The sequence below is a fragment of the Brevundimonas sp. CURTG3B2_SDJG genome, from assembly GCF_057364705.1.
On sequence record NZ_JBNFOJ010000080.1, the window covers coordinates 1 to 11,061 of the forward strand.

Annotated in this window: 12 protein-coding genes and 3 pseudogenes; 5 read left to right on the top strand and 10 right to left on the bottom strand. The window is 68.2% G+C overall.

Annotated features, from left to right (window positions below; all coding sequences use genetic code 11):
* Positions 1-151: 151 nt before the first annotated feature.
* The 5 genes from hisG to folE form a co-directional block, all read right to left on the bottom strand.
* The gene (gene hisG / locus AC2W7C_RS07325) at positions 152-1,033 is read right to left on the bottom strand and encodes an ATP phosphoribosyltransferase (RefSeq protein WP_486000852.1); all 882 of its coding nucleotides are present in this window, start codon (positions 1,031-1,033) and stop codon (positions 152-154) included.
* 9 nt (positions 1,034-1,042) lie between these two features.
* On the bottom strand, positions 1,043-1,354 hold the full coding sequence (locus tag AC2W7C_RS07330) for a YerC/YecD family TrpR-related protein (protein ID WP_486000853.1): 312 nt from the start codon (positions 1,352-1,354) through the stop codon (positions 1,043-1,045).
* A gap of 103 nt (positions 1,355-1,457) precedes the next feature.
* On the bottom strand, positions 1,458-1,898 hold the full coding sequence (locus AC2W7C_RS07335; RefSeq protein ID WP_486000854.1) for a biopolymer transporter ExbD: 441 nt from the start codon (positions 1,896-1,898) through the stop codon (positions 1,458-1,460).
* 165 nt (positions 1,899-2,063) lie between these two features.
* Entirely contained in the window at positions 2,064-2,387 is a 324-nt protein-coding gene (locus AC2W7C_RS07340; protein WP_486000855.1) for an ExbD/TolR family protein, read from the bottom strand.
* The gene (gene folE, locus AC2W7C_RS07345) at positions 2,387-3,004 is read right to left on the bottom strand and encodes a GTP cyclohydrolase I FolE (protein ID WP_486000856.1); all 618 of its coding nucleotides are present in this window, start codon (positions 3,002-3,004) and stop codon (positions 2,387-2,389) included. Before folE ends, AC2W7C_RS07340 begins: the two co-directional genes overlap by 1 nt.
* Positions 3,005-3,164: 160 nt before the next feature.
* On the opposite strand from folE, the pseudogene cysS reads away from it, so the two are divergent.
* Positions 3,165-4,573 (top strand): annotated as a pseudogene (gene cysS / locus AC2W7C_RS07350) (cysteine--tRNA ligase).
* Positions 4,574-4,761: 188 nt separating this feature from the next.
* Here cysS and AC2W7C_RS07355 read toward each other — a convergent pair.
* Genes AC2W7C_RS07355 through AC2W7C_RS07370 form a run of 4 tightly spaced genes read right to left on the bottom strand, consistent with a single transcriptional unit; the run spans position 4,762 to position 7,757 of the window.
* Complete coding sequence (locus tag AC2W7C_RS07355; RefSeq protein ID WP_486000857.1) at positions 4,762-4,974, bottom strand: hypothetical protein; 213 nt, start codon at positions 4,972-4,974, stop codon at positions 4,762-4,764.
* Positions 4,975-4,985: 11 nt separating this feature from the next.
* Entirely contained in the window at positions 4,986-5,432 is a 447-nt protein-coding gene (locus AC2W7C_RS07360) for a hypothetical protein (RefSeq protein ID WP_486000858.1), read from the bottom strand.
* 60 nt (positions 5,433-5,492) lie between these two features.
* Complete coding sequence (locus AC2W7C_RS07365; RefSeq protein ID WP_486000859.1) at positions 5,493-5,936, bottom strand: hypothetical protein; 444 nt, start codon at positions 5,934-5,936, stop codon at positions 5,493-5,495.
* Positions 5,937-5,960: 24 nt separating this feature from the next.
* Positions 5,961-7,757 (bottom strand): tetratricopeptide repeat protein, encoded by a 1,797-nt coding sequence (locus AC2W7C_RS07370; RefSeq protein WP_486000860.1) that lies wholly within the window; start codon positions 7,755-7,757, stop codon positions 5,961-5,963.
* 135 nt (positions 7,758-7,892) lie between these two features.
* Here AC2W7C_RS07370 and flbT point away from each other — a divergent pair, with 135 nt between their 5' ends.
* From flbT to AC2W7C_RS07385, 3 genes and pseudogenes are all read left to right on the top strand, one after another.
* Positions 7,893-8,315 (top strand): flagellar biosynthesis repressor FlbT, encoded by a 423-nt coding sequence (gene flbT, locus AC2W7C_RS07375; RefSeq protein WP_486000861.1) that lies wholly within the window; start codon positions 7,893-7,895, stop codon positions 8,313-8,315.
* Positions 8,275-8,643: a flagellar biosynthesis regulator FlaF gene (gene flaF, locus AC2W7C_RS07380; protein ID WP_486000862.1), complete on the top strand. Its 369-nt coding sequence runs from the start codon at positions 8,275-8,277 to the stop codon at positions 8,641-8,643. Before flbT ends, flaF begins: the two co-directional genes overlap by 41 nt.
* 490 nt (positions 8,644-9,133) lie before the next feature.
* Positions 9,134-9,963: pseudogene (locus tag AC2W7C_RS07385) on the top strand (flagellin).
* 55 nt (positions 9,964-10,018) lie between these two features.
* On the opposite strand, the gene AC2W7C_RS07390 reads toward AC2W7C_RS07385, so the two are convergent.
* Complete coding sequence (locus AC2W7C_RS07390; protein ID WP_486000863.1) at positions 10,019-10,702, bottom strand: exopolysaccharide biosynthesis protein; 684 nt, start codon at positions 10,700-10,702, stop codon at positions 10,019-10,021.
* A gap of 166 nt (positions 10,703-10,868) precedes the next feature.
* On the opposite strand from AC2W7C_RS07390, the pseudogene AC2W7C_RS07395 reads away from it, so the two are divergent.
* Positions 10,869-11,061, top strand: a pseudogene (locus AC2W7C_RS07395) (hypothetical protein); the annotation flags it as partial.

The following is an 11,061-nucleotide window of genomic DNA, read 5'->3' on the forward strand; positions in this document are numbered from 1 at the left end:
GCCTCGGACGCCGCCGCGCCGCCGCGGGCGCGCACGTCGTCGAAGATGGCGCGCACGCCGTCGCTCACCTGCGCATCGCCGCGCCGCGCCGGGCGAGCCAGGGCCTCGCGACGGCCGGCGGCGTCCAGGGTGCTCCAATCGATCCGACGCATCACATCATCTTCTCGATCGGCAGCACCAGGATGGCCGAGGCGCCGACGGCCTTCAGCTTCTCCAGCGTCTCCCAGAACACCGCTTCCTGGCAGACGGCGTGCACCGCCACCGCGTCGTCCCGGCCCGACAGGGGCATCACCGTCGGCGATCCCGCGCCGGGCAGGATCGCCGTGATCTCGTCCAGCGCCGCGCGCGGGGCGTTCAGCATCACGTATTTGGCGCCCTGCGAGGACACCACGCCCGCCATCCGCTCGACGACGCTCTCCAGCAGGTGCTGCAGGCCCGGCTCAGGCGCGATCGGCGATCGGATCAGCACGGCCTGGCTCTCCAGCACGGTGTCCTTGGCCGCCAGGCCGTTGGCCTCCAGCGTCGCCCCGGTCGAGACCAGGTCGCAGATCGCCGAGGCCAGCTTCAGCCGCGGCGCCACCTCGACCGCGCCGCGCATGGTCACGATGTCGGCCTGCACGCCCGCCTGGTCCAGATAGCGGCGCAGCACGCGGGGATAGGACGTCGCCACCCTCAGCCCCTCCAGCGACTTCGGCCCGTCGTAGGCGAGCGTCGCGGGCGCGGCGATCTTCAGCGTGCAGCGGCCGAAGCCCAAGGGCATCACCACCTCGGCGATCGGTCCGCCGTTGCGGCCTTCCTCCAGCACGTTCTCGCCGACGATGCCCAGGTCGCAGACCCCGTCCGCGACGAAGGTGGGGATGTCGTCGTCCCGAACCCGCAGCAGGTCGATGGGATAGTTCTCGACCCGGAACAGCAGATCATTGGCGCCTTTCACGACCCGCAAGCCCGCGTCGCGGACCAGGTCCAGGCTGCGCTCGGCCAGCCGGCCGGATTTCTGGACGGCGATGCGAAGCCGCCCCTGCACGGTGCTCATGGTCTCGCCTCAGGCTTTCAGGCGGTCCAGCACCAGACGGTATCCCTGGTGAGGCATTTCCTTGAGGAAGCGGGCCACCCGGACCACGGTGGTCGGGCTGGCCTGCGCCTCGGCGGCGATCTCGCGATAGGATTTGCCGCCCGCGTCCAGCAGGCGCGCAACCTCCCACCGCTCGGCGAAGGCGCGGATCTCGGCAGGGGTGCACAGGTCGGCCATGAAGGCGTCGACCTCGTCGCGCGTCTTCAGCGACAGCAGGGCGTCGTACAGGGCCACGCGGCTGCGGCCGGGCGCGGCGGCGTTCGGGGGAAAGAGCGTCGTCATGCGCGTTCCACTATGCTGTAACAGTGGAACGCGCAAGAGGGCATGAAAAAAGGGCCGCGTCCTCGCCGGACGCGGCCCTCTGATTCCTGAATGGGCGCGAAGCCTATTCGATGTCTTCGTTCAGCAGACCGACCTTGAAGAAGCCGTTCTCCTGCAGGGTGTTCATGACTTCCATGAACTGGTTGTACTTCACCTCCGGCTGGGCGCGGACGAAGATCCGCTCCTGGCGGCAGCCCGCCTCGCCGTTGCCCAGCGCCGCGCAGGCGTCGGCGGCCAGGGTCTCGATCGTGGTCTGCTTCTCGGCCAGGAAGATCGAGCCGGACTCCTGGATGGTGATGTACACCGGGTCCTTCTGCTCGGTCGGGTTCTGCGGCGGCACGGCCGGCGGCAGGTCCAGGCGGATCGACACGGTGGCCAGGGGCGCGGCGACCATGAAGATGATCAGCAGCACCAGCATGATGTCCACGAACGGCGTGACGTTGATGTCAGAGTTCTGCTGGATCGTGCCGGCCTTGCTGCCCGGACCGGAAAGTTTGGCGCCCATGAGCGGGTGTCTCCATCAGGCCCGGCGCATCATGCGGCGAGCGTCGCTGAAAGCTTCGGTTCGTCTCTTGGCGTCCCGGAACCGCCTTGTAAAGCGGCTTCGGTCGCCTTGGGGTTCCCAAGCGCGGCGTTTCCCGGAATTACGCCCGCGAGGCGAGCCATTCGCTCATGAATCTTCCCCGATCAGGACAAGATTGTGGTCCGCCACGCCCGCCGTACGCAGAATCTCGAAGGCCGCCTGGACATCCGCGTAGGGCAATCCCGCGGCGGCCTCGATCCGCAATGGCCCTTCCAAACAACCCGGGCGTTCACCGCCGCGCGCCCGGCACAGATCGTCGGCCAGGGTTTCCCGTCCGGATTCGACGCCGTCCACCGCGACGCCGCCGCCCGGAGACAGGCGGACGGTCACGGGCGTAGGCGAAGCGGGCGGGGCGGCGCAGGCGCACGCCAAGGCGGCCAGTCCTGCGATCGACAGAGCCGCCCGGCCCATCAGCCCTTCGCCAGCTTCAGGAACCGGTCCTTCAGCGCCGCGTCGGCCTTGAAGACGCCAGTGAAGCGCGTGGTGATGGTCGAAACGTGGCGGTGATGCACGCCGCGGGTCGTCATGCACTGGTGCTCGGCGTCGATCAGGATGGCCACGCCCCGCGGCTGCAGATTCGATTCGATGGCGTCGGCGATCTGGTTGGTCAGGACCTCCTGCGTCTGCAGGCGTCGCGAATAGATCTCGACCACCCGGGCCAGCTTGGAGATGCCGACCACCTTCTCGTCGGGGATGTAGGCGACGTAGGCCTTGCCCAGGAACGGGGCCATGTGGTGCTCGCAGTGGCTTTCCACCTCGATGTCGCGCAGCAGCACCATGTCGTCGTAGCCCTGCACGTCCTCGAACGTGCGGCTCAGCTCATTGGCGGCGTCGGCGTCGTAGCCCTCGAACCATTCCGCATAGGCGTCGACCACCCGCTTGGGCGTGTCGATCAGGCCTGGACGGTCCGGATTGTCGCCGGCCCAGGCCAGCAGGGTCCGCACGGCCTCCAGCGCCTGCTCGCGGCTGGGGCGCACGATCGCGTCGTTCTCGCCGACCAGGACAGGCTTGACGGGGGTTACGCTCATTCTCGATCTCAAGCGGCGAAGTAGCGCCGGAACGAAGGTCCCGGATGGACGCGCGCCGCTCTCCCTTTATAGACCGTCCGTGCTGTTCGCGCAGGCGGCAGCACGGCTATATGGGGCGGACCGTCCGTCCTGCAAGAAAACTCAAGGCCCCCGCCTCACTATGCCGCTGACGATCCACGACACCCTGCACCGCGAAAAGCGCGTCTTCGAGCCGCGCGATCCGAACCGGGTGACCCTCTACGTCTGCGGCCCCACGGTCTGGGACTACGCCCATATCGGCAATGCCCGCCCGCCGGTGGTGTTCGACGTTCTGGTGCGCCTCCTGCGCCGCACCTACGGGGCGGACAATCTGATTTACGCCAGGAACGTCACCGACGTGGACGACAAGATCAACGCCAAGGCCGCCGCCGACGGCGTGCCCATCGGCGAGATCACGGCCAAGTACGAGGCCGCCTATCTGGAGGACATGGGCCGGCTGAACGTCTCGCCCCCGGACATCGCTCCCCACGTCACCGACCACATCGGCGCCATCATCGCCCAGATCCAGGCCATCGTGGACCACGGCTGCGCCTACGCCGCCGAGGGCCACGTCCTGTTCGACGTCTCGTCCTACCGGAACTACGGCCGCCTTTCCGGCCGCAATCTGGACGACATGATCGCCGGCGCCCGCGTCGAGGTCGCGCCCTACAAGAAGAACCCGCACGACTTCGTCCTGTGGAAGCCCTCCAAGGACGGCGAGCCCGCCTGGCCTTCGCCCTGGGGCGAGGGCCGCCCGGGCTGGCACATCGAATGCTCGGCCATGATCGAGGAGACCCTGGGCCTGCCGATCGACATCCACGGCGGCGGCATCGACCTGGTCTTCCCCCACCACGAGAACGAGATCGCCCAGGGCGTCTGCGCCCACGGCCATGCCCACGGGACCGAGCCGCACGCCGAGTACAGCCGCTACTGGATGCACAACGGCTTCCTGACCATGGACGCCGAGAAGATGTCCAAGTCGCTCGGCAACGTCCTGCTGCTGCACGACCTGGTCCAGCATGTGCCGGGAGAGGTGGTCCGCTGGGCCCTGCTCAGCGCTCATTATCGCCAGCCGCTGGACTGGAACCAGGCGCTTCTGGACCAGAGCCGCAAGTCGCTGGACCGGCTCTACGGCGCCCTGCACCGATCGTCCGGCGTTCCGGCCTCGGACGATGCGCCGCCCGCCGAGTTCCTCAAGGCCGTCGAGGACGACCTGAACACCCCAGGCGCCATGGCCGCCCTGTTCGCTCTCTCCAGCGAGATCGAGCGTGGCATGACCGCCGGCGACCACGCCGTCGTCGGTCGGGCCAAGGGCCAGCTGATCGCCGCGGCCGGCATCCTGGGCGTGCTCCAGTCCGACCCGGCCGCCTGGCTTGAGGGCGAGGTTTCCGACGACCTGCGGGCCGAGGTCGAGGCCCTGCTGGACCAGCGCGCCGCCGCCCGCGCGGCCAAGGACTGGCCCGAGGCCGACCGCATCCGCGACCGCCTCAACGCCTTGAACGTCGTCGTCATGGACGGCCGGCCGGCGCCACTTGGCGGGTGAAGGGGTAAGACGCTCACCTCTCCATTCGCCCTCAAGCGAATGGAGAGGACAGGTCGGCGCGAGAGCGGCGACCAGGTGAGGGCGACGCCGGCGGTGGGGGAGCAAAGGATCGGGGCCGGCGTCGCCCTCACCCTGATCGCTGCGCGATCTGTCCTCTCCATCGCCTTGGAGGGCGATGGAGAGGTGAAACCGCCACCTACGTGATCCGCTTGACGCTCACCGGGTCGCTGGCGGGGAAGGTCTCCTCGACCCCCTCGTCGACCAGCGCCTCCTGCCGGTCTTCGGCCTCGTGCGCCTTCTCGCGCAGTTGATCGGGCTTGCCGGTTTCGCGCCGGGCCTTCTTGGCGTGCGGGGTGTTCGGGTCGCGGTCTTCCTGCGTCTTGTTCAGATGGTCGGCATGAGCGGTCATCGGTTCGCGCCTCAGCTTTCAGGGTGGTCTTCGTCGCCGTCGGGGCCGTAGCCCAGGTCGGCGATATCGTCGTCGGACAGGCGTTTGGCCTCCCAATGGGCCGCGCTGGCCTGGGCGCCGCGCGAGTTGCGCATCAGCCCCGAATAGACCAGCTCCACCTCGTCGCCGCCGCGCTGTCCCTCGCTCTCGGCGTCGATCTCGGTCAGCCGCTGGCCGTCCACGCCCAGCAGGGCGTCGGCCTCGGCCTCGATTCCGGAAGCGCCCAGCTCCTCGTCCAGGTCGTCCAGATCGTCCTCGTCGAACTCGTCCTCGTCGGCGTCGCCGTCCGCCTGGGTGACGTCCAGCACCGGGTCGGCCTCGTCCAGCAGGACGTCGCCGTCGCCCTCGTCGTCGATATGGGTCTCGTCGAAGGTCTCGGACTGTTCCTGGTCGTCGCCGTAGTCGTCCAACTCGGGCATGATCGTCTCCCTGTACGCAGGAGAAACGCGGCCCGGACGGCGGGCGTTCCGCCTCCGGTCCTACGAAGCGGCGGCGACCAGGCCGAGACTGATCAGGCGAACGCCCTTATCGTCCAGCGCGTACTCGACGTGCAGGCGATACGCGCCGATATGAAAGGCGTCCCACGCTGGCACGAGGCCCAAAAGCGGCAGCGTCTTCGCCGCGCCGCTGTCGGCTGGCGTCCCCAGCGTGCGCCGCACGGACGCCTGATCCATCTCGAACGCAATCCCGCCCGGGATTGCGTCACGATATTGGCCGAACCCCTGGTGGCCCTCGCGATAGAGCTGAACCGTGTCGACGCGCCCGTCCGCGTCGAGGACCAGCGATAGGCCCAGGTTCGGCTGGCTCGCATAGGCCCGACCATCGACCGTCTCCGGAGGCGGCCCGTCCGGGGCGGCCGGCGAGCCTTCCGCCTGCAGGTCGGCGTACCGGCGGCCCACCAGGGTCTCGATCTCCAGCGCCATGTCTCTCCTCCGTCTCCGGACCGGTCAGGCCGCCCGCAGCGAAGCAGGATCGGCCACCGCCGCCTCCAGCGCCGTCCGGAGCCGCGCGATCGCGCCTTCCCAGTCGTCGAATGCGTCGCGCCGGAAGAAGCGCAGGTGCGGATAGAACGGGTATCTGTCCGTTCCAAGATAGTGCCAGTCGTCCGGGGCGGTGATCATCCACGCCGTCGCTCCCACGGCGGCGGCCAGATTGGTCCCAGCGATGCCCGGCCCGATCACCAGGTCCAGCGCCGCCGACAGCGCCGCCACGTCCTCCAAGTCGTCCTTCAGGTCGATCGGCGGCGTCCAGATCCGCACCCCGGCCGCCTCGGCCGCCGCCAGGTCCTCGGACACGTCCCCGCACTGCAGGTTGACCATCACCGCGCCGGGCGTGGTCAACACCGGCTTCCACCGCTCGAAGCTTGAGAAGTAACGCGCCCGCGATCCGCTAAGCACCAGGCTCTTCCAGTGCAATCCGACCTTCAGCCCGGGACCCAGTTTCTCCAGTTCATCCTTCCAGCGGGCGACCTTCTCCGGATCGGCGATCAGATAGCCCCGCCGGTCAGGGAAGCTCTCCAGCGTGGGCCGATAGATCGCCAGCAGGGAGGCCATCGGGACCCAGCGGTCCAGGCTGCCGTCCAGATCCTCCGTGAACGGAACGTAGCGGGTGATCCGCCCCTCCAGCTTCACCGCCTTGTGCCCGCCGACGACGGCCTGGGGATGCGCCCGCTGGAACAGGCCGACCAGACGCGGCTCGACGGCGACGAACACCTTGCCGTCCGGGCCGACCGCGTCGATCGCGTCGCCGATGCAGCCGCCGAACACCATCTCGTCGGCGATGCCCTGCTCGCCCACGATGAGCAGGCGCTTGCCCCGGATGTCCTCGCCCTTCGGGTCCCAGCGCGGCGCGTCCACCACCACCCGCATGGCTTCGGGCAGATGCGGGTCCAGTCGCACCTCATAGGCCTCGAAGCCCTCGGGAATGCGGCCCAGCCCCATCAGCAGCATCGCCCGCGCCATGCCCATCATCGCCTGCTCGTACGGGCTCTGGGCGCCGGGCAGGGCGGCTTCCAGATCCTCCAAGGCGCCGAGGGCGTCCCCCAGAGGCTGACGGGCGTTGCCGCGGTTGTAGCGCGCCTTGGCGAAACCGGGGTCCAGGCGCAGCGCCTCTTCGAAGAAGGTCAGCGCCGTGGTCATGTCGCCCTGGTCGCTCAGCACCGTGCCCAGGGTGTTCCACAGCACCGGCGATCCGGGTTCGATCGCGATCAGCGCCCGCAGGGTCTCGATCGCATCGCCGTAGCGCTTCTGGTCGCGCTGAACGCAGGCCAGGTTGTTGGTCGCCTCGATGTGGCCCGGGTCCGCCGCCAGATATTTCAGCAGCAGCTTCTCGGCGATCTCCAGATAGCCCATCTGCTGCGCCAGCCGGCCCAGGTCGTGCGCTACGTCCGTCTCGTTGGGCAGAAGCTTCAGCGCCGCCTCATAGGCCTGCAGCGCCTGGCCCAGGTTGCCGGCCTTCTCCTGGCAGATGGCCAGGACGTGCCAGGCCAGCCCGCTCGTCTCGTCCATCTTCAGTGCGTCCAGGGCGCGCCGCGCGCCCAGGCCGAAGTCGCCGGCGCGGACGGCCATGAGCGCGCCCTTCAGCGTCTCCAGCGCCCTCTTCTGCGCCTTCATGCTCAGCTTGGGGCTGGCCAGTTGGCGCGACAGGCGGCGGATGGCCTCGGGGGAGGCGGCGTCCCCGGCGGTCCCCTGGGCCGCGGGCGCGAAGGCATGAACCTGTTCGGGGGCGAGTTCGGCGGCGGACATGCGAGGGGATTCCGAAGGTGACTATCCGCAACTATCCGGGGGTGGGTCACAAGACATGGTTAACCACGACTGTTTAGCCTGCGTTGGTCCCCGGCTTTCTAACGTGCGCGCCGGGCTCCAAGGGAAATCGCCCAGATGCCGCTCAAGCTGTCGCTCAAACCGGGCGAGAAATTCGTGCTGAACGGAGCCGTCGTCCAGAACGGCGACCGCCGCGGCGTGCTGATCCTCCAGAACAAGGCCAGCGTGCTGCGCGAGAAGGACATCCTTCAGCCCGAGGACGCCAACACCCCGGCGCGGCGCGTCTATTTCCCGGTCATGATGATGTACCTGGACGAGACCGCGGCCCCCAAGGTCTACGACGAGTTCGCCACGCGCCTGACCGAGTTCATGGGGGCGACCCGCAATCCCGAGGTCCTGGCGGACTGCATCGCCGCCTCCCGGCACGTGATGGCGCGCGAATACTACAAGGCCCTGATGTCGGCCCGGAAACTGGTGGATTACGAGGAAGGTCTGGCGAATGTCGCTTCAGGCGTACAAGACCGCAGCCACGCGGGCTGAGAACCCCCGCGAGATGGAGTACCGCCTGTTCGGCCAGGTGACCCGCGCCCTGATGCAGGCCCAGGGCGCGGACATCGCCGACATCGCGACCCGCATCGACGCGCTGGACTGGAACCGCCGCCTGTGGAGCGCCCTGGCCACGGACTGCTCCAGCGACGGCAACGCCATGGACAAGTCCCTTCGCGCCCAGATCATCTCGATCAGCCTGTTCGTCAATCGCCACTCCTCGGCGGTCATGCGCGGCGAGGACGATTTCGAGGCCCTGATCGACATCAACAAGATGATCATGCAGGGCCTCGCCGGGCCGGGCCCCGCCCAGGCGGCCTGAGGCGCACGGCTCGCCTCCCCATCGCCCGCCAAGGCCATGGGAGGACAGGCGGCGCCGGTTGTTCTCCCTCCAAGGTTCGTACGGCAGCCTGGGGCTCACCTGGTCGAAGCGGATGCGTCCGCTTCTGACGCATCATCATGCAAGACTGCTGGCTCTGGTCTTTGACAATCCAGTCCGTCGACCCGCGCCCAAGGCGTCTGGCCGAACCCGCCCATTGCACGCGTTGCACGCGTCGCACGGTGTTTTTCCGTGCAACCGCCACTTCAGACCTTTCAGACTCTCTGGATCCGACCTTTCTCCGCCGCGGGTCCGAAGCGCCCTTCCGCTCCGCCGGACAAAAACTGCCGGGCGGCAAGCTTTCCATACGGTTCAATCCAATGAAAACAAGATGTTGGGCCCGGCCCGTTCCTTGCGTGGGCGTGCGCGAACCAGAACCGGTTCTACGGCCAGAAGGCCGTTCACAACCGACCAGAATGGAAGGAACTACCCGATGGTTATGTCGGTCAACACCAACGTGGGCGCTCAAGTGGCGCTCCAGAACCTGAACGCGACCAACGCCCAGCTTTCGATCACGCAAAACCGGATCAACACCGGCAAGAGCGTGGCGAACGCCAAGGACAACGGGGCCATCTGGGCGATCGCCCAGGGCCAACGTGCCGACATCGGGGCGCTGAACGCGGTGAAGCAGTCGCTGGACCGTGGCGTCGCCGCGGTCGACGTGGCTCTGGCGGCGGGCGAGACGGTCTCCGACCTCTTGCTCCAGATGAAGGAGAAGGCTCTCGCGGCGACTGATGCGTCGCTCAAGACCGCGGCCCGCGCCGCCCTGAACGAGGACTTCAAGGCCCTTCGCGACCAGATCGCCTCCGTCACCGCCAACGCCGAATTCAACGGGGTCAACCTGCTGAAGACCGGCGCGACCGGTTTCTCGGCTCTGGCCAACGCGCAGGGCTCGTCGACCCTGACGGTCGCGCCCGAAGTCCTGGCCCTGGGCAGCACGAACGTCACGGTCACGGCGTCGCAGGCGATCGACACCCTGTCTAAGGCGACCGCGTCCCTCTCGGCCGTGTCCGCCTCCATCGATCTGGTCTCCGGCGCCCTGGCGCGCCTGGGCACCAAGTCGAAGGCCCTTTCGACCCACGTCACGTTCGTCGGCAAGCTGTCGGACGCGCTGGAAGCGGGGTGGGCAATCTGGTGGACGCCGACCTGGCGAAGGAAAGCGCCAAGCTCCAGGCCCTGCAGACCAAGCAGCAGCTGGGGGTTCAGGCGCTGGGCATCGCCAATCAGACGCCGCAGCTGGTCCTGTCGCTGTTCCGCGGCTGACCGCTTCGGGTTCTCGCAGGCGCCGGAGGGGGAGACCTCTCCGGCGTCTCGCGCCTCAGCCGCCGAACAGGCCGCTGATCCAACCCCAGACCGCGCCGGGCACGCCGTGCACCCAGTCCCAGACCGGCAGCAGGTAGGGCGACACCCAGGTCCAGGCCAGCCAGATGATCAGACCCGCCGTGCAGATCAGGCCGATGGCGCACCAGGCGATCAGCACCGCCAGGCCGTCGCGCTGCATCAGGCCGAACCCGAAGGCCGAGATGATCAGCGCCGGTATCAGGTTCCCGCCCCAGATCGGCAGGATCAGGATGAAGGCCAGGATCGCGGTGGCGATCCCGATCAGCACCTCCGAGACCTCGCTGGTCATGATCGACAGCCGGGGCTTGGACAGCCGCTCCATCTGCCTGACCCGCGGCAGCACCGATTCCACGCCCGAGCGATAGGCCGAGCGTTCGATCCACCGGCTCAGCGCCCATTTGGGCAGCCACAGCTGGTCGCGCCGGATGATCAGCTGGATTCCCATCAGCAGCAGCGGGGCGCCCAGGATCGTCGTGGTTCCCGGAATGATCCCGATGGCCACGTTCAGTATGCCGAAGAACAGCATCAGGGCGCCGAAGCCCCGCTCGCCGAAGGCGTTGACCAGCTCCCCCAGGTACAGCCTGGGGTCCTCCTTCATGCCGATGTCCTCGATGACCTGCGAGAACGGCCGCCGGTCGCTCTGATAGTCGTAGTCGGGCATCGGCGACGGCGTGTCCGGAGGGAGGATGACTCGATCTAGGGGTGAATGTCGCATCACGCCACTTAAGAAACCTCCATGTGCGGGCCCGGTGTTCTCGCCCGGGGGAACTCGACCCCAACCGTAGCCGTTTCCACGGGGTCGGGATCAGCCCGACGGGAGGATTTTCATGCGTTCCATGTTCGTGCTGGCCGGCGCCGCGGCCTTGATGCTGTCTGCGTGTAATCAAGGCGGAGCCGCCGAAGGAGAGACCAAGGCCGGCGAAGGCGGCGCCATGGCGCCCGCCTCGATGGATGGGCCCAAGCCGGGCCTGTGGCGAGTGACCACCAGCGTCGCCGGCAGTCGCCAGCGCCGCCGCCGCC